The following is a 16309-nucleotide window of genomic DNA, read 5'->3' on the forward strand; positions in this document are numbered from 1 at the left end:
TTAATGCCCTTGCACCCAGCTATGTTATATATACTAGGGAACTCTAACTACTTTTAGTGTTCTACATTCATTCGAACATAGTTATTATTCACGATACGGACCTCACTACATGAAGACAACTTACAATAAAACCTTGTTTACCCTACTGGCTACATTAGGCTGTGCAACATCTTTAACGACGTTAGCGAGTAAATCTAGCGCTGTCGAGTTTAGTGAAGTTATTATTAGTGCTCCGTACAAGCTCAGCCAAGAAGTTATTGCCGCAGATATACTACCCACTAAAGGTAAAGAGCTCGTTACCTTTTCTGTCGATGAACAAAGTAACCGTTGGTTAATTATTTATCAGTTAGATCAGGAACAAAATCAGTATGTTGTCGCGGAAAAAACCATCATACCTAAACAATTTTATCGCTTTGATTTAAGTGAAGCGAAAGACGAACAAAAACAAAATCTCTATTTTCTTTCTACTGATTCCCTAAGCCTCTATCAAAATAAAAAATTTAAGTCGCTAGCAAAGATAGAGTCACTCTATATACAAGAGCAAGCCGACTTCCTTAGTCGAGGCGACTTTATTCAAGATCTAAATAATGATGCGTATGATGATGTCATTATTGCAGACTTCAATAAGACTCATGTTTTTATAGGGCAGGGAATGAACAGTTTTGCTAGGCAAACACTGCCGATAAAACCAGAGGTAAGTGTGTTATCGGCAGGCGCGAGTTACAGCCAAACTAAGTTGTATTATAGTGATGTTAACTTTGATGATAAAACAGATATTTTAGTGATCGGTGATGGTGAAATGATTATTTATCCACAATACGGAAATAGTCAGTTTACGCGTAAGCCAACACGCTTAGCGATTAATGAAGCCATCAGTGGCACTGATTGGTGGAATAAGCGTGATGAAAGCGGAGAGCAACTGGACCAAAGCGATTTGGAATATCGGAAAATAGAAGAATTACGCGATGTGAATGCCGACGGCATTATCGATATGGTAGTGCGTTATACCAAGGCTTCCGGTGTACTTGACCGTGTTAATGATTATGAAATATTTCTTGGACAGAAAAACAAAGACGTTTTAAGTTTTTCACCACAGGCTGACAGTGTTATTCATGCGGAAGGTACGTTAACGGGTTTAGAGTTTGTTGATATTGATAATGATGACAAACTGGAGGTATTACTTGCGGGTTTTGACATTGGTTTATCGCAAATTATTGGTGCTTTAGTTACTGGTGGTATTGATCAAGATGTTTACGTATTCAAAATGAGTGAACAAGATAAATTTCTAAGTAAGCCGGCGATTAAAAAAGGTGTAGAGCTGACTTTCAGCTTAAGTTCAGGGCAAAGTGGTAGTGCAGTTGTTAAATTAGCAGACTTAAATGGAGATGGTTTAAAAGAGCTGGTGTTGTCGGATGATGACGATGAGCTGAAAATATACCTAGGTAGAAAACCTAACAAGAAGAAAAAATCATTTAAAAAACGCAGTGTTAGTTACAGCACTGAGTTACCCAAAGATGGTAAATTGGTTATGGTGGAAGATTTAAATGGTGATGGTAAAGACGATTTGTTAATGAAATTTTCTCGTCTAGACGGTGAAGATAAAGCTAAAGAATTTAAAGTACTTTTTTCGCTGTAACATCAAACTAGCGATACTAACTTAGTGAATTAATAATGAAACAAGCGATTTGTGGTTATCATCAAGACGAAGAGCATCATTGGGTGGCACAGTTAGTCTGTGGTCACTTTCAGCATGTTAGACACAAACCACCTTTTATTAATCGGCCTTGGGTGATCTCACTAAGTGGACGTCAAGGTATGTTAGGTCAGCTATTAAAGTGTAAGAAGTGTGATGAAGGCGCACCAAAAGATATAGCCTAAACTGCTAGAAGGTTATTGCTATGCCAAGCAATAACCTTAGTAACCATTACCTTATGATGTACTCGCTTTAGACCACATAGCATCAGCTGCCTGATATTGTCCTTGCTGGCTGTGAACATGCGCTAATGCTTGTAAATCTTGACGGTCATATTGCTTACCATATTCAGCATCTTCTAGCTTTATTAAGCTACCAAAGGCTTTTTCAGCCATAGAGTATTGCTGACTCTTCAAGGCTAAATGACCTAAACAACTAAGCCATTTACCACTATGAACGTTCTTATGAAGCTGCTTCTGTACTATCGCAATTAACTCTTCAGCATGTTTGATAGGTAGGTCACGAATCTGCTTTAAAAAATCGCTACTTGGTGACTTCTTAAAAAGCGGTACCAATAATTTATTGAGTGGCTCGATGACTTCGTTTTCGGCTAATACTCTACAATAAGCAAATAATATCGCTTCTCGTTGTTTTATTTTACGGCTCAAACCATTCCAATTATCGTGTAAAGCTTTGCTATCATGCAGTTTGATACTTTCATTAAAGCTACCGTAATAGGCTAGTTGTTCCCAAGCTTGAACCGTGACATCTGTAATCGTTTTTTCTTTACGAGCAGCAGCTAAGTATTGTACTGCTTGGGCGAAACGTTGTTCAATGATGCATAAATCTATTTCAAGCGCCAACAAACGAGCGTCATGGCCAACTTGTTTGTGATTTTCATCAATTAACGCACGTGCTTTAGCGTAGGTTTCAGCCTTATCTTGATTCATCAACAGTTTAATATTAACAATGACACTTTCTAAACCAACGTCTTTCAGTTTAACTGTTTCTTTTTCAAGTAATGCTAAATAGTGATTAGTGTTACTGTTTAGATCTAACTTTGCCGATGCAGAAGCAGCAAGCAGGTAAGCGCTTTGTTTTCTTTTTGATGGTATTGCACTCTTGGCGAATAACTCTTCTGCTTGACTATAATCCTCGAGCATATAAGCAGCAAGACCTTTATTGAAATTGGCAATACCACGACGCTGTCCGGCGAAAGCAAGCTTGTTCCAAGTACCAAAGCTAAAATTTAAGCCGCCACGTAATAGCTTTAAGCTAATCACGAGCGCAATGAATAGCAGTGTTAACATGATACCAGCAGACAGCACGGTTAATTCTATGGTGGTATTACCCATCGCAATAAGAATGTAGCCTTTCTCATCTATCAAGAAAGGACTTATTGCCATCACGCAGAGAAATATGATTAAGGCGATGATAATGCGGATCATAACTGACCTCCACTCACTTTTTCGCTGTCAGCTTTAGGTTTGTCTTCTGTTGTTGGCGTTGATTCTGTTTTATTACTTTCTAACTGACTTGGTTCTAAAGGCTTATCATTTGGTTTGGCACTTTGCGTTTGTGTTCCTTGCTTTGTATTTTCAAGTAAACGTTTTATTGCGGCTAATGAACGTAAATCACTTGGGTAATCATAATAAATGGTCTGTTTTTTGAGTTGCTCTATCGAGTTATAAAAGCGCTTATTTTCCGGTAGGTTCATATCAAAAAATTCATTTAACCATTGCTGAATATCAAGTAAGGTTTGTTGGTAAACTTCTTCTTTTTGTTCGCTAGCAGCCCATTGCACAAGTTGTACTTTTAGACTTAAATTTTGCTTTAAATGTTGCTGTTGTTCAGGAGCCATTAAAGGCTCGACCATGCCTGTTCTTCGGCGAACGGTGATAAAGTCTTTAAGAAATTTATGCCAAGTTTTTGCTAAGTTTTCTTGCCAGTCACCGATATCATCTGACAAAACGAAGTCTTCTTTTGTTTTATCTAGTGCTTCAGTTAAATTAACACCCGCTAATGCTAAAGTTGGCACTTGTTTGTTAAGTGCCATTAAAGTCAAAATAGCTTCTTGATTTGTTAACGTAGGCATTAACGCTAAGTGTTCAATATCTTCATTAATTAATGCCCGTACAGGTAAAAATTTAGGATGGTCTAATTCTTTTAGGCGATTATCAGCATCACGTAATAAGTTGATAGCCGCTTTAGTATCTCGCTCTAACCACATGGTGCGCGCAGCTACGCGAACTAGGTATTCTGCTTCATGTATTAACCAATCACTAGGTTGGCGCTGACTTACTTGCTGATCTAACTGACTTATTTGTGTGGCTAATAGCTGTATTTGATCATCACTATCAAGATGTTTTTGCTTGGCGCTTTGTTGTGATTGACTTGTAGCTCTATGCTGTTGTTGCAGTTGTCGGTTAAATTCTGTCGTTAAGTCGCTTTTTAGCTGTATTTGACTCTGTTGTATTGCTTGATTATTTTGTTTGTTCAGTGTTAAAAGTTGCGCGCCAATTTGTTGCTGTTGCCAAATATAATGGCCAATAGAAGCGAAAATACTCATTGAAGCAATCACTAGTGCAATAGTCGCGGTTTTATTCGATGACTTTTCAACGGCTACACGCGTGCTTGACGGAGAAGGTTTATTCGCTACCGTTTTATTCACCTGAATGTTCTTGGCATTAGGTGTAGGGTTTGCTTTGGCATTACTACCTGATGAGTGTGTAGCGGCCTCTTTTTTCTCGGTGTCGCTATTATCCGATAGGTTGTTCTTAGAGACTTCGTTATCCGACATAATTCTATATTCCATCGTTATTTACTATTCTAAATAGGCTTACGAACAAGAGAGTGCTTGTAAGGTATTACAGAGTACTGTTGAGCTAGCGCTATGGGTATTTATTACCTGTGTTAAACCTAAGGCTTTGGCATTTTTCTCAATACGGTCACTGACCACTACCCATAGGCATTGTGATTGCCAATAATTATCTGTGTTATCAGTGTTATCAGTTATATGGGCTAGGTATTTTACTAATGTTACTAATATATCGTTACTGGTAACGACAATACAGTTTATTTGTTGTGCTCGCCATTGCTCAGCAATATTTATCGCTAATGTTCGCCATACACGTTGGTAACTTTCGACATAACTTACGTTAGCACCGCGTAAAGTTAAGCTATCGGCAATATGTTCTCGTCCACCATTACCGCGAAATATGACTACATTTCTCCCTGTTACTTTCGCCAGTTGTGGCAATTTAAGTAAACCTTCACTGTGTTCATGCTGGGGATCGGGCGATATAACACCAGTAATGCCAATAGCTTGTAATGCTTTTTTTGTGGCATTACCGACAGAAAAAATGGTTTGGGGTAAATTTTTTTGTAGTGGGTAGCTGGCGTGGGTAAATTCTACGGCTGCAACACTAACAAAGATAAGAATATCGGCGTGTTCTATCGCTATGGCGATATTGTCAGCGCTGGCGTTACTTTGGTAATCGAATAGGGTTTGACGAGTATTAGCTATGCCTTGTTGATCAAGTAACAAGGCAAGTTGCTGAGCTTTGGCTTTAGGCCGAGTAATTAGGACCTTAAGTGGTTTACCTAGAATAGGTAAAACCAACTCATTTATAGGAGTCTCAAGTGGTATCACTTGAGACGTTTTTTTGGCAGGTTTAGCTATTTTTGATATCATTTTCTGAATAAACTTGCTGTAAAATTTTATCTGCACCTCGGCTTAGTAATTCTTGCGCGAGTTTATTGCCGAGCGCTTCACCTTCTTCAACAGGACCGGTGATTTCACTTTCAATCATTTCACTACCATCGACAGCGCCAACTAAACCACGTAAGTGGATATTTTTACCATCAGCAGAAATAACACCGTAACTACCGATAGGAACCTGGCAACCGCCTTGTAATGCTCTATTCATCGCACGTTCTGCGAGCACACGAATACGAGTAGTTGCACATTCTAATGGTGCTAATAATGCTTTGATTTGTTCATCATCATTACGACACTCAATGCCAACAGCGCCTTGGCCATTTGCCGGAAGCATTTCTTCTGGTTCGATAAATTGTGCAATACGTTCACTCATCTCTAAGCGAATTAGGCCCGCAGCAGCTAAGATAATGGCGTCGTACTGACCTTCATCTAACTTTCTTAAGCGAGTATTTACATTGCCACGTAAATCACGAATGTCTAAATCAGGGCGACTTGCTTTTAATTGACACTGGCGACGTAGGCTTGATGTACCAACAATCGCACCTTTTGGTAAATCGCTTAATGATTTGATGGTATTAGAAACAAACGCATCACGGGGATCTTCACGAGGACAAATAACTTCTAATCCTAGACCCTCTGGAAAATCTACTGGAACATCTTTCATTGAATGAACAGCTATGTCAGCACGATCTTCAAGCATCGCTACTTCAAGTTCTTTAACAAATAAACCTTTACCACCGACTTTAGCTAAAGGTGTATCTAAAATGATATCGCCTTTCGTGGTCATAGGCACTAATTCAACGTTTATGCCGTCATGAAAATGCTCAAGTTGAGCTTTAACATATTCAGCTTGCCATAAGGCGAGGGCGCTTTTGCGCGTGGCAATTCGTACTGTCGTGTTAGTCATTCAATCTATCCAAATATATAAAGGTTACTGTGCTGAAAGTGTTAATTCAGTTTCAGCTTGAGTGCTAACAGCATTTGATAAAAACTGCCAAAATTCTTCACCGCTACGTTTATCTGTCCAACTATCGTTGTTCAAGACAAAATGGTGACCGTTGAATTTTGTTGCTACCCATATTTCATGCAAGGGTGCTTGCTTGTTTATAATCACTTTGCTGTTATTTTTAAAAGTTAGCGTTAATAATCCGCCAACTCCTTCGTAATCTATGTCGACACCAGAGTCTTCAATCGCCTCTTCTATAGTGAGAAGAAGCGCTTCGGCGATTAAGTTGTATTGGCTATCGTTCATTGCCTATCCTTTAAATATCATTATTTGTCTAAGTGAGTATTATTGTTGATAAGCATGTGAGTATAATAGCAATCAGACAAAATAAATATAGATATAGAGTGGTTAAGTTACGCTAAAAAGCTTGATTTAAACGACTTTCATGGCAAAAAAATCATCATGCGTACCAATAGACTTCATTACTTACATCAAATGCCAGATAGAAAATTAAATTTCAAATCGATTTTACTGGCTTTTATTACCGCTATTTTGTTATCTGCTTGTGGTATTAAAGGTGATTTATACCAAACACCAGAGCAAGCGGTTACTCCACAAGATAAAGTGGTAGAGCAGGGTGATGCGGCTCAAAAGACAACGATAAACAAAAGTGTTGAGCCACAAGACTCAGCAGTGATTCCAGTTGATGACTCAGAACAACAGCAAGCCATTCAGCAGCCAACTGAGCAAGCACCTACTCCACTAGTTAAACAGCCAACAGACCAAGTTAAAGAGCAACAATAATGCTAGTCAATTTTTCTAAAATGCATGGTTTAGGTAATGACTTTTTAGTGCTTGATAATGTCACGCAAAATGTTTTTTTATCGCCAGAATTAATCACTAAATTTGCCAACAGAAACTTCGGCGTGGGCTTTGACCAGCTGTTAGTAGTGGAGCCTCCTTATGATCCAGATTTAGATTTTCATTATCGCATTTATAATGCTGATGGTAGTGAAGTTGGCCAGTGCGGCAATGGCGCTCGTTGTTTCGCAAAATTTGTCCGTATGAAAGGCTTATGTAATAAACATAAGATTAAAGTTTCAACCAGCACAGGTAAAATGAATTTACACATCGAGCGTGATGGTAATATTTCAGTCACTATGCCAGTGCCACAATTTGAACCAAAAAAAATACCTTTTAGCGCACAAAAAATGGAAGGCACTTATATTCTGCGTAGTGAAAGCGAAACTGTTTTATGTGGCGTTGTCTCAATGGGTAATCCCCACTGTGTTGTTACCGTAGATAGTGTTGTTGAAGCGGACGTTGAATCGCTTGGGCAAGAATTATCGATACATGAACGTTTCCCTGAAGATGCTAATGTCGGTTTTATGGAAATAGTTAGCCCTAATTATATTAAATTAAGAGTGTATGAACGTGGCGCAGCAGAAACTTTAGCTTGTGGTAGCGGCGCCTGTGCTGCCGTTGTGATTGGTTATATGCAGAAAAAACTAGCCAAGCAAGTTACGGTAGAGCTGCCTGGTGGAAAACTACGTATATTTTGGCAAGGCCCGGGTCATCCAGTAAAAATGTCTGGTCCGGCAACGCACGTATTTGATGGTCAAATATCCATATAAACCGCTACTTTCCCAATCCCCTATTAGCGACGGCACCTAATGAAAAAAGAAATAAATAAGATGAATGATGTGCAACAAAGTATCAATAGTGACGATATTCCCTTAACGGATGAATTAGTGGTTAGTTACTTACAAGATAATCCTGAATTTTTTAATCGTAATAATAGCTTAATGACCAGCTTGCGCTTAGTTGATGAGCAACGTGGTACGGTTTCTTTAGTCGAGCGTCAACAGCAACAGCTTCGTCATAAAGTACATGGACTAGAAGATGAGATTACTCAGTTAATGTCGATTGCTACTCATAATGAGCAGTTATTTGTACTGTATAGTGACCTTTATCTACGCTTACTTGATTGTCAATCAGCAGAAGAGTTACTCGATTGTTTACATCAGGTGACCACTGAATTGTTATCTTTATCTTCATTTAAGTTGTGGTTAATTCCGGCAAATAATATTGAAGTTGCGCACCATAGCTTATCAACCAATGATTGTGCAGGTGTGATGCAAAACCGGTTAACGAATGATGAATACTATTTTGGTCGCTTGCAAGAAAGTGAACAAACATTGATTTTTTCTAAGCCATGTTCAGGATCAGTCGTCTTGATTAAGCTAACACATGATGAAAAACCCGTTGGCTTCTTAGCCATTAGTAGTGAAGATGCTCACCACTTTGACCCGCGTATGGATACTTTGTTACTTAATCAATTCAAACGTTTAGTTGCTAAGTTATTACATCAGCAACTAGCTCTGTAACAACAAGTATTATAAGTACTTTCAAGGTTATATAAGACTATGCAAATCTACCGACGTTTAAGCATGATTAAAGCCATCAGTTTTGATTTAGATGACACCTTATATAACAATCGTCCGGTAATGCTGGCGATTGAAAAAAAGATGGAGTGCTACTTTGTTGAAAAGTTTGCCATTCTATTACCGAAGTTACTATCTGAACCTAAGCTAGTTTTTAATCGACGTTTTTGGGCACCCTATCGCCAACAAGCGATCAAAGCACATCAGGATATTTCTCACGATGTGGTAAGGCTTCGTTTTGAGACTTATCGTTTAGGTTTGCTAGCGCATAATCTCTCATTTGATGAAGCAACGAAAGAGGCGCAGGCGGGTCTAGATTACTTTATTCACTTACGTAGTGACTTTACCGTACCAAAAGCAAGTCATGAACTTTTAGCGAGTTTAAGCAAAGTATTTCCGTTGGTAGCCATCAGTAACGGCAATGTCGATACCAAAGCATTGGGCCTTCATCACTATTTTCAACACATTTATCACGCTGGGTTTCAAACCAGTGAGGGTAATAATGAAAGTGAATATTTATTAAAGCAAAAGCCTGCGGCAGATATGTTTACTTTGGTGTGTGAACAGTTAGCTATTCCCGCAGAGCAGTTATTGCATGTCGGAGATTGTGGTGTTGCCGATATCCACGGAGCATTAAATGCCGGTTGCCAAACCGCTTGGTTACCACAATACGGAGTGGGTAAAAAGTTGCGACAAATCCCTCATATTGAACTAGCCCAAGTCAGTGACCTGTCACAACTATTACCCTAAAAAATTTAAGTGCCTCATTCAGTTATCTTAGCTAAACGGGGTACTGTAAAAATAAACAGCAAAGCACAACACCTATCTATAAATGGTGGTATACTTTTGCTTTTTGTTTAGCACTATTATCTGCCTAACCTAGCTAATGCCACCTCAATAAAGGTTTTAACCCTATGGACGTTTCAGAATTACTCGACTCTCTTAATGATAAACAGCGTGACGTTGTTGCTGCCCCAAAACAAAATATGCTGATTTTGGCAGGCGCAGGAAGTGGTAAAACTCGAGTATTAGTGCAGCGTATTGCCTGGTTAATGCAAGTTGAGGGTGTTTCTTCGCACAGTATATTGGCCGTTACCTTTACCAATAAAGCCGCAGCAGAAATGCGTGCTCGTGTAGAGCAAGTAACGAATGGCAATACTCACGGCATGTGGATAGGCACCTTTCATGGTTTAGCGCATCGTTTATTAAGAATGCATTTCCAAGAAGCCAATTTACCGCAAAGCTTTCAAGTACTTGATAGTGATGATCAACTACGCTTAATTAAACGTATTGTTCGTTCATTAGAGCTGGATGAAAAAAAATGGCCACCGAAACAATTTGTTTGGTACATCAATGGTAAAAAAGATGAAGGTCTTCGCCCACAACATATTGATTCTCAGTTCGATCCTACTGAAGAGTTATTTGTTAAAGTGTATAAAGCCTACCAAGAAACCTGTGATCGTTCAGGCTTAGTTGATTTCGCTGAGTTGTTATTGCGTGCTCATGAGTTGTGGTTAAAAAATCCGGCCTTATTAGATCACTATCAACAGCGTTTTGGTCATATTTTAGTGGATGAGTTTCAAGATACCAACGCGATTCAATATGCATGGCTTACTATGCTAGGTAAAGCCCGCAGCAAGGTGATGATTGTCGGCGATGACGACCAATCTATTTATGGCTGGCGTGGCGCAAAAATTGAAAACATCGAACGCTTTCTAAAAGAATATGATGATGCGAAAACCATTCGCCTTGAGCAAAATTACCGCTCAACTGCTAATATTTTGAAATCAGCTAACCAACTCATTTGCAACAATACTAACCGCATGGGTAAAGAGTTGTGGACCGATGGTGAAGCGGGCGAAAAAATATCAATTTATACTGCGTTTAATGAAATTGATGAAGCACGATTTATTGCGGGTCGTATAAAACAATGGCGTGATGATGGCGGTAAATTGGATGAAATCGCGATATTGTATCGTTCAAATGCGCAATCACGTTTACTTGAAGAAGCATTATTGCAAGGGCAGCTACCGTATCGTATTTATGGTGGACAACGATTCTTCGAGCGACAAGAGATAAAGGATGCGCTTGCCTATATGCGCCTTATGAATAATCGTGATGATGATGCGGCCTTTGAACGTGTTATCAATACGCCTACTCGTGGTATTGGTAATCAAACCTTAGCATTGGTAAGAGATGCTGCCCGAGGTATGGAAGTCACAATGTGGCAGGCTTGTAAGAACATGATCCAAGCTGAGCAACTAAAAGGTAGGGGTGCTAAAACGATTACAGCGTTTATGCAACTTATTGAACAATTAGAAGATGATACGGCTAACTTAGATTTAGACCAACAAGCCAACTTTATCATTAGTCATAGTGGCTTAAAGGCGATGTATCAAGCTGAAAAGGGTGAACGTGCCGCTCAGCGTATAGAAAACTTAAATGAATTAGTAACAGCTTGTCAAACGTTTGAAAGTGATCCCGAATTAGCTGAAGAACAAACACCGCTAACCGCATTTTTAACCCATGCAGCATTAGAGTCAGGTGAATCACAAGCTGATGAGTTTGAAGCTGCGGTTCAGTTAATGACAATGCATTCGGCTAAAGGCTTAGAGTTTCCTTTAGTCTTTATTGCAGGCCTTGAAGAAGGCATGTTCCCTTCACAACAATCGGTTGAAGAGATAGGCCGCTTAGAAGAAGAGCGCCGTTTATGTTATGTCGGCATGACAAGGGCAATGAGTAAGCTATACTTATGCCACGCTGAAAGTCGTCGCTTATATGGGCAAGAAAAATACCATAAAGCGAGCCGTTTTTTACGTGAATTACCTGAAGATTGTATCGAAGAAATTCGCATGCAGTCGCAAGTGAAACGACCGAGTAAAGTCGGTAAGTTCTCCAATACCTTTACACTTGAAACCTTTGAAAATACTGGTTTTAAGTTGGGGCAGCTGGTTAAGCATGCTAAGTTTGGGGAAGGTGTAGTACTTAACTATGAAGGCAGTGGTGCTCAATCACGTATTCAAGTGAATTTTTCCGATGTAGGTAGTAAATGGTTAGTGGTGGAATATGCTAACTTGCAAGCGGTTTAATAGAATATGTATTAGGTATGAAACGAACAGCCAGAAAATAGTCCATTTAAAATAAAAGGTGTTGTGATGTCTCAACGATTATTAGTAGTAGAAGACAGTAAACCTATAGCGACCGTTATCAAACAGATAGCCCGCTCGTTAAAGTTTGAGGTGGTTATTGCCACTGATTTAGCCCAGGTGGAAAATATTCTATCGTCAGATACTGATTTTTTTGCGGCGACTATTGATTACGCCTTGCCTGATGCACTAGATGGCGAGGCAATTGCTTGTGTGTTATCCCATGGTATTCCAAGCATAGTCATGACAGGTAAAATGGATGATGAAACTCGACAGAAAATTTTATCACAGCCAGTAATTGATTATATTCCGAAAGAAAATAGCCAAGCTTTTCTCTATTTAAAGCGTGTTTTACATTGGCAGCAAACTAATAGTCAAAATACTATCTTAGTGGTTGATGATTCATCTGCTGCACGAAACCATATTGTAGAATTATTAAAACGTCGTAATTTTAATGTAATAACGGCCAATAATGGTGTGCAAGCCCTAGAAAAAATTGCTCAACATAAAAATATTAAAATGGTTATCACCGATTTAGAAATGCCGGCAATGGATGGTATTGAGCTAACGAATGAAATTCGCCGTATGTATACCCGTGAGCAAGTTGCCGTGATAGGTATTTCAGGTGCAAGTAATGGCATTCACTCAGCACGTTTTATAAAAAATGGCGCCGATGACTTCTTGCGTAAACCTTTTTGTCCTGAAGAATTTTATTGTCGTATTACTCAAAACATTGAAAGTTTGAATAATATCGCCAAAATTCAGCATGCAGCTAATACTGATTATTTAACAGACCTTGCTAATCGCCGTTCTTTTTTTCGCAATGCTGAATTACGTGTTAAAGAATATATTAATAAAAAAGTACCTTATTGTTTAGCAATGATTGATATCGATTTCTTTAAGAAAGTAAATGACAGCTATGGTCATGATGTTGGTGACCAAGTCTTAAAGGTAGTGGCACTTTATATGCGTAAGCACTTTGGCACAGGCCTTACTGCACGATTGGGCGGGGAGGAGTTTGCGGTATTATTACACGGCATAGATCAAGACAACTTATACAATAAGTTAGATGATTTTAGACGAGAAATTTCCGTGTCGACTATCCCTGCAGGTGATGCGTCTATATCAATAACCCTGAGTGTCGGCGTAGTTTTTGATAGCCAAGACGAGTTCTCTACGCAAATGAATGAAGCGGATAACGCCTTATATCTAGCGAAAGAAAATGGTCGTAATCAGGTGGTCATCTTTGGCGCAGAATTAGAAGACTAGCTAGTTTCATTGCTAATAAAATAAAAATAGCGCTTTAAGCGCTATTTTTTTGAACTTAGATAAGTTATTTAAGCACGCTTTTTAAATGAGTCCAGACTATAAAGTACTAATGCAGCCCATATGAATACAAAGGTAATTAACTCAGCACTTTTCATGGTTTCTTGATAATAAAAGGTCGCCAATAAAAACATAATACTTGGGCCCAAGTATTGAAAGAATCCTAAGGTCGACAGTGCTAATCGTTTAGCTGCGATAGTAAAAAACAATAGCGGTGCTGTTGTCACTATGCCTGCCATGATCAAAGTAAAGTTCAAGCTAGCGGTATTTATTGCCATATTACTTGTACTGCTTTCGACAAAGAAATACCAATAAATGAGTGCTATAGGCAGCATTAACAGAGATTCAATAAATAATCCGATGAATGAATTAATAGGGAGTTTCTTTCTAAGTAATCCGTAAATTGCAAAGGTACTAGCTAAAGCAAGTGAGATGATGGGTAACGTACCTAAAGCAATGAGTTGTACCAATACACCAAGTAGGGCTAAACCAACCGCTATTAACTGGTTACGACGTAAGCGCTCATGAAAAAATATCATACCTAATATCACATTAAATAATGGATTAATGTAATAACCTAAACTGGCATCAAGCAAATGATTGTTGTTTACCGCCCAGATGAACAAGAACCAATTCACCGCAAGAAAGCTAGCCGATAAACACAATTGCAATAATACTTTAGGCTGTTTGAAAACCTCGACTAATTGCGACCACTTCTTCATGACAATGATCATCACCAACAAAAATACCGTTGACCAAATCACTCTATGCATCATTATTTCACCAGGTTCAATGGCGGTGAGTAATTTGAAGTATATTGGCGCAAAACCCCATAAGAGGTATGCACTTAATGCACTAAAAGCACCGTTACGGCTACTATTGGCTTCAAGTTGATTTGTGGCTGTTGCACTCATTATTTATTTGTTCAACTGTAATAGGGATGAAAGAGCGTGGATAATAACATGACATTAAGTGGTTAAAGAATTATAAAGCTCACGAATTATGATCAACACTGTAAACTTGTTAATACTGGTATTGTAACTTTAGTGATAAGTATCAAGGTAATTTAGTAGGGGTTAAAAATATATTTTTCTGTGCTAGGTTTTCCCTGTGTCGCTGAGTTAAAATAACAATATTATCCATAAGAAAATTAGTCGACACCTTCTTGAACTCCTCAGTAGCTAACGCCCAAAACAGTGCAGAAATCAGTACAGAAAATAGTACCGAAAATGATGCCTTATTGCTCGATACTTTAAAGCACCATTTCGGCTATGAAAGTTTTCGAGAGGGGCAAGCTAAAATTATTAATAGCTTGTTGCAAGGGCAAGATTCATTGGTGTTAATGCCTACGGGCGGCGGTAAATCATTATGTTATCAGTTACCCGCTGTAATATTACCCGGTGTGACTGTCGTTGTTTCGCCCTTGATTGCCTTAATGAAAGATCAAGTGGATGGTTTAACCCGGCAAGGCATATCAGCTGCATTTATTAATTCTAGTCTTGAGCAAAGCGAAATCAGCGATATCTTTGCTCGTTTAGGTCGAGGTGAAATTAAATTACTGTATGTTGCACCTGAGCGTTTAACCAATTATTACTTCTTGCAAAGCTTGAGCCAGTTGCAACTAAGCTTGTTTGCTATTGATGAAGCGCACTGTATTTCTCAGTGGGGTCATGATTTCAGACCCGCCTATACTAAGCTGCAATGTTTAAAACAAAATTTCCCCACAGTTCCGGTTATGGCATTAACGGCGACAGCTGATGTTACTACCCGTAAAGATATTTTGAATCAACTTGCGCTACCTAATCCTTATATTCATCTTGATAGTTTTGATCGACCTAATATTCGTTTTACCTTAGCTCCTAAATATAATGGCGAAAAACAGTTACTGGGTTATATCAAAAAGAAGGGTGAAGATAGCGGTATTATTTATTGTAATAGTCGTTGGCAAGTCGAGAAATTAGCTAAGTACTTAGCTGCAAGTGGTGTAAATTGTGCGGCTTACCATGCAGGACTAGAAAACGAAATTCGTTCACTAGTACAAGAGGGTTTTACCAAGGATAATATTCAAATAGTCATTGCTACCGTCGCTTTTGGCTTAGGTATCAATAAACCTAACGTGCGTTATGTTATACATTTTGAACCACCACGTACTCTAGAGTCTTATTATCAAGAAATTGGCCGTGCGGGTCGTGATGGCTTAAATGCAGAAGCCTTATTTCTAGTAGATGAAAAAGATGTCGCGCGTATTAAGAAGCGTATTAGTGAAGGTGATAATCCACAGCGAGTAAATGTTGAAATGCAACGCTTTGCTGCTATGGATGCCTTTATTGATGCACAAACCTGTCGTCGACAGGTAGTGTTAAATTATTTTGCTGAATATACCGAAAAAGGCTGTGGTAATTGCGATATTTGCTTAGACCCACCAAGTCAGTTTGATGGCACGATAGAAGCGCAAAAAGTATTGTCATGTGTCTATCGTATCGAACAACAAGGTGATATTAACCATGTAATTGCCGTTTTACGCGGCGAACTTACCGATAAAATTAAACAATCTGAGCACGATAAGGTCTCTACCTTCGGTATTGGCAAGGGTAAAACCGCCGGTTACTGGTTCTCGATTATTGGTCAGTTAATACATTTAGGTTATTTGCAGCAAGATATCGAGCAACAATCTATTTTATGCTTAACACAAGCATCGGGCGTGGTATTAAAAGCGCAAGAGCCTTTGATGTTAGCTAGCCCGCGTCTGCAAAAAGCCAGTTACTGGCAGGAAAAAGCACCACAAAAAAGCTATGATCGGGTGTTATTTGCAAAACTACGCGAACTTCGTAAAGCGATTGCTGATGGCGAAGACATTGCACCCTTTATTGTTTTTAATGATGCAACTTTATCTGAATTGGCGCGTGTACAACCGAAAACATCACGTGAAATGCTTAATATCAGTGGCATCGGAGATGTGAAGTTATCCCGTTATGGCCAACCGTTTCTCGCGTTGATTAAAGAGCATAAATAACTATTTCATTAATATAGATT

General features: G+C 38.9%; 15 protein-coding genes. 9 read left to right on the top strand and 6 right to left on the bottom strand.

Annotated features, from left to right (window positions below; all coding sequences use genetic code 11):
• Window positions 1-109 precede the first annotated feature (109 nt).
• Together CXF85_RS04620 and CXF85_RS04625 are read left to right on the top strand one after the other, a co-directional pair.
• The gene (locus CXF85_RS04620; protein ID WP_101227359.1) at window positions 110-1636 is read left to right on the top strand and encodes an FG-GAP repeat domain-containing protein; all 1527 of its coding nucleotides are present in this window, start codon (window positions 110-112) and stop codon (window positions 1634-1636) included.
• Window positions 1637-1671: 35 nt separating this feature from the next.
• Complete coding sequence (locus CXF85_RS04625) at window positions 1672-1878, top strand: DUF3565 domain-containing protein (RefSeq protein WP_101227360.1); 207 nt, start codon at window positions 1672-1674, stop codon at window positions 1876-1878.
• 51 nt (window positions 1879-1929) lie between these two features.
• Here CXF85_RS04625 and CXF85_RS04630 read toward each other — a convergent pair whose 3' ends face one another.
• Genes CXF85_RS04630 through cyaY form a run of 5 tightly spaced genes read right to left on the bottom strand, consistent with a single transcriptional unit; the run spans window position 1930 to window position 6666 of the window.
• A complete protein-coding gene (locus CXF85_RS04630) occupies window positions 1930-3141 on the bottom strand; it encodes a heme biosynthesis protein HemY (RefSeq protein WP_101227361.1) in 1212 nt (403 codons plus the stop codon).
• Window positions 3138-4508 carry a uroporphyrinogen-III C-methyltransferase gene (locus CXF85_RS04635; RefSeq protein WP_101227362.1) on the bottom strand — a complete coding sequence of 457 codons (1371 nt, stop codon included), beginning with the start codon at window positions 4506-4508 and terminating at the stop codon, window positions 3138-3140. The genes CXF85_RS04630 and CXF85_RS04635 overlap by 4 nt, the downstream gene beginning before the upstream one ends.
• 24 nt (window positions 4509-4532) lie before the next feature.
• Window positions 4533-5387 (bottom strand): uroporphyrinogen-III synthase, encoded by an 855-nt coding sequence (locus CXF85_RS04640; RefSeq protein WP_101227363.1) that lies wholly within the window; start codon window positions 5385-5387, stop codon window positions 4533-4535.
• The gene (hemC, locus tag CXF85_RS04645) at window positions 5368-6321 is read right to left on the bottom strand and encodes a hydroxymethylbilane synthase (protein WP_101227364.1); all 954 of its coding nucleotides are present in this window, start codon (window positions 6319-6321) and stop codon (window positions 5368-5370) included. The genes CXF85_RS04640 and hemC overlap by 20 nt, the downstream gene beginning before the upstream one ends.
• Window positions 6322-6345: 24 nt before the next feature.
• Complete coding sequence (gene cyaY / locus CXF85_RS04650) at window positions 6346-6666, bottom strand: iron donor protein CyaY (protein WP_101227365.1); 321 nt, start codon at window positions 6664-6666, stop codon at window positions 6346-6348.
• Window positions 6667-6822: 156 nt separating this feature from the next.
• Here cyaY and lptM point away from each other — a divergent pair, with 156 nt between their 5' ends.
• The 6 genes from lptM (at window position 6823) to CXF85_RS04680 (ending at window position 13219) form a co-directional block, all read left to right on the top strand.
• Window positions 6823-7164 (top strand): LPS translocon maturation chaperone LptM, encoded by a 342-nt coding sequence (gene lptM, locus CXF85_RS04655; protein ID WP_101227366.1) that lies wholly within the window; start codon window positions 6823-6825, stop codon window positions 7162-7164.
• Window positions 7164-7994, top strand: a complete 831-nt coding sequence (gene dapF / locus CXF85_RS04660; RefSeq protein ID WP_101227367.1) for a diaminopimelate epimerase — start codon at window positions 7164-7166, stop codon at window positions 7992-7994. The genes lptM and dapF overlap by 1 nt, the downstream gene beginning before the upstream one ends.
• 39 nt (window positions 7995-8033) lie before the next feature.
• Window positions 8034-8747 (top strand): DUF484 family protein, encoded by a 714-nt coding sequence (locus CXF85_RS04665; protein WP_232771078.1) that lies wholly within the window; start codon window positions 8034-8036, stop codon window positions 8745-8747.
• Between the two features lie 39 nt (window positions 8748-8786).
• Complete coding sequence (locus tag CXF85_RS04670; protein ID WP_101227369.1) at window positions 8787-9554, top strand: HAD-IA family hydrolase; 768 nt, start codon at window positions 8787-8789, stop codon at window positions 9552-9554.
• A 164-nt stretch (window positions 9555-9718) separates the two neighbouring features.
• Window positions 9719-11893 (top strand): DNA helicase II, encoded by a 2175-nt coding sequence (uvrD, locus tag CXF85_RS04675; RefSeq protein ID WP_101227370.1) that lies wholly within the window; start codon window positions 9719-9721, stop codon window positions 11891-11893.
• A 66-nt stretch (window positions 11894-11959) separates the two neighbouring features.
• Complete coding sequence (locus CXF85_RS04680; RefSeq protein WP_101227371.1) at window positions 11960-13219, top strand: diguanylate cyclase; 1260 nt, start codon at window positions 11960-11962, stop codon at window positions 13217-13219.
• 68 nt (window positions 13220-13287) lie between these two features.
• On the opposite strand, the gene rarD is transcribed toward CXF85_RS04680, so the two are convergent.
• Window positions 13288-14190, bottom strand: coding sequence for an EamA family transporter RarD (gene rarD / locus CXF85_RS04685; RefSeq protein ID WP_101227372.1), 903 nt, complete (start codon window positions 14188-14190; stop codon window positions 13288-13290).
• A gap of 251 nt (window positions 14191-14441) precedes the next feature.
• Between rarD and recQ the strand changes: the two genes are divergently transcribed.
• Window positions 14442-16289 carry a DNA helicase RecQ gene (recQ, locus tag CXF85_RS04690; RefSeq protein WP_101227373.1) on the top strand — a complete coding sequence of 616 codons (1848 nt, stop codon included), beginning with the start codon at window positions 14442-14444 and terminating at the stop codon, window positions 16287-16289.
• The last annotated feature ends 20 nt before the right edge of the window (window positions 16290-16309 follow it).

It is taken from the genome of Colwellia sp. 75C3, from assembly GCF_002836255.1.
Lineage (GTDB): Bacteria > Pseudomonadota > Gammaproteobacteria > Enterobacterales > Alteromonadaceae > Colwellia.

What these genes read in the sequence shown, in the direction of transcription:
- CXF85_RS04620 (WP_101227359.1), top strand. Translation starts at nt 110, where the DNA reads ATGAAGACAACTTACAATAAAACCTTGTTTACCCTACTGGCTACATTA.
- CXF85_RS04625 (WP_101227360.1), top strand. Translation starts at nt 1,672, where the DNA reads ATGAAACAAGCGATTTGTGGTTATCATCAAGACGAAGAGCATCATTGG.
- CXF85_RS04630 (WP_101227361.1), bottom strand. Translation starts at nt 3,141, where the DNA reads ATGATCCGCATTATCATCGCCTTAATCATATTTCTCTGCGTGATGGCA.
- CXF85_RS04635 (WP_101227362.1), bottom strand. Translation starts at nt 4,508, where the DNA reads ATGGAATATAGAATTATGTCGGATAACGAAGTCTCTAAGAACAACCTA.
- CXF85_RS04640 (WP_101227363.1), bottom strand. Translation starts at nt 5,387, where the DNA reads ATGATATCAAAAATAGCTAAACCTGCCAAAAAAACGTCTCAAGTGATA.
- hemC (WP_101227364.1), bottom strand. Translation starts at nt 6,321, where the DNA reads ATGACTAACACGACAGTACGAATTGCCACGCGCAAAAGCGCCCTCGCC.
- cyaY (WP_101227365.1), bottom strand. Translation starts at nt 6,666, where the DNA reads ATGAACGATAGCCAATACAACTTAATCGCCGAAGCGCTTCTTCTCACT.
- lptM (WP_101227366.1), top strand. Translation starts at nt 6,823, where the DNA reads ATGCGTACCAATAGACTTCATTACTTACATCAAATGCCAGATAGAAAA.
- dapF (WP_101227367.1), top strand. Translation starts at nt 7,164, where the DNA reads ATGCTAGTCAATTTTTCTAAAATGCATGGTTTAGGTAATGACTTTTTA.
- CXF85_RS04665 (WP_232771078.1), top strand. Translation starts at nt 8,034, where the DNA reads ATGAAAAAAGAAATAAATAAGATGAATGATGTGCAACAAAGTATCAAT.
- CXF85_RS04670 (WP_101227369.1), top strand. Translation starts at nt 8,787, where the DNA reads ATGCAAATCTACCGACGTTTAAGCATGATTAAAGCCATCAGTTTTGAT.
- uvrD (WP_101227370.1), top strand. Translation starts at nt 9,719, where the DNA reads ATGGACGTTTCAGAATTACTCGACTCTCTTAATGATAAACAGCGTGAC.
- CXF85_RS04680 (WP_101227371.1), top strand. Translation starts at nt 11,960, where the DNA reads ATGTCTCAACGATTATTAGTAGTAGAAGACAGTAAACCTATAGCGACC.
- rarD (WP_101227372.1), bottom strand. Translation starts at nt 14,190, where the DNA reads ATGAGTGCAACAGCCACAAATCAACTTGAAGCCAATAGTAGCCGTAAC.